Genomic DNA, 1,095 nt, shown 5'->3' on the forward strand with positions numbered 1-1,095 from the left:
GGGGGGGGGGGGGGGGGGGGGGGGGGGGGGGGGGGGGGGGGGGGGGGGGGGGGGGGGGTGGTTGATGTCCGGGAATCGGTGGAAAGCGTCGCTAGAAGTCGAACATTACGCTTGATGTGACGCGAGTGTCAGCGGGCAGCGCACTGCCCAATTGCCCTTTCACCCATGCGCCTTTCGTTTCGGTGGCACGAACCGAATAGAGTTTTTCTAATTCGTCCATCGACTTTAGCGGCAAGGCCCTTCGTGCAAACCTCGTAGTGCCAACCTGGGCGGCCGCAGCAGCCAGTTGGGCATCTTTGACCTCATCGAAGCTGCAATCCAAATCCAGCAATTTTAGAAATAGTCGTCTATATGCAGCTGCATACTCGTTGTGTAGAAACTCGTCTGAGTTGGTCCGCGTTGAGCATTCTAGGAATCGCGCGTGCGCCGCATCCCAGTCGTCCTCCTGTACCTTGAGAACGCCATCGAATGCCAAGGCGAGCGAATGGCAATACACTTGCTCGCCGAATGCGAGCGCCTTGTCCAACCTTTGCCTGGCCGACGCGAGATCACCCTTTTCCCTGCTGAATACAGCCGCTGCAAGATAGAAAACCAGCCTGAAGTCATCGATCTCAGATTTGAATCCCATGCAATTTTACTCATTCAATTTCATAGACTTGGTAAGGCCTTTGCAAGTTTGGGGGCGGCTCTTTCAAAGGTCCGCAAAGGGTCGTTAGCGGAATGGCGGCTGTCAGCGTCGCGCCGCCCAAAAGTGGACCGTTAGCGATCGGCTCAGAAGTGGCGGTTGGACCGAACAAAACAGATCGTCCACTTGCCACCTAGTTCATGATCTCTCCGTCGAGCTAGGCGACTGCCAGGAGCGGACCAGCCGGTAACGACCCAATGCAGACATGGCTGCTTGTATAATGGTTGGGCGACATGAAATGGCTTTCTGTCCTTCTTGACGGCGGTGCTGTCATTCTAATCGCAACTTGTCTCCGACCGACAAAGCGCCCCCTACTCCGGCATCCGGCTCGCCCGTTGGCGGTGCACTACGGCAGCGAATAGCGGACCGAACCTGTTCCACTAGTGCCGCTCGGTCTCATGGCAAATGTC

At 57.1% G+C, this 1,095-nt stretch carries 1 protein-coding gene and 1 pseudogene; both read right to left on the reverse strand.

The genetic code is table 11. The features are described 5' to 3' along the window. Positions 1–91: 91 nt before the first annotated feature. A complete protein-coding gene (locus GRI89_RS15695) occupies positions 92–628 on the reverse strand; it encodes a hypothetical protein (protein ID WP_159797616.1) in 537 nt (178 codons plus the stop codon). Between the two features lie 377 nt (positions 629–1,005). Beyond that, a pseudogene (locus GRI89_RS18430) lies at positions 1,006–1,095 on the reverse strand (IS6 family transposase); the annotation flags it as partial.

It is taken from the genome of Croceibacterium salegens, from assembly GCF_009827435.1.
Classification (GTDB): Bacteria; Pseudomonadota; Alphaproteobacteria; order Sphingomonadales; family Sphingomonadaceae; genus Croceibacterium_B; species Croceibacterium_B salegens.

Excerpts from the sequence above, each read along its gene's own strand:
- GRI89_RS15695 (WP_159797616.1), bottom strand. The coding sequence starts at position 628 with ATGGGATTCAAATCTGAGATCGATGACTTCAGGCTGGTTTTCTATCTT.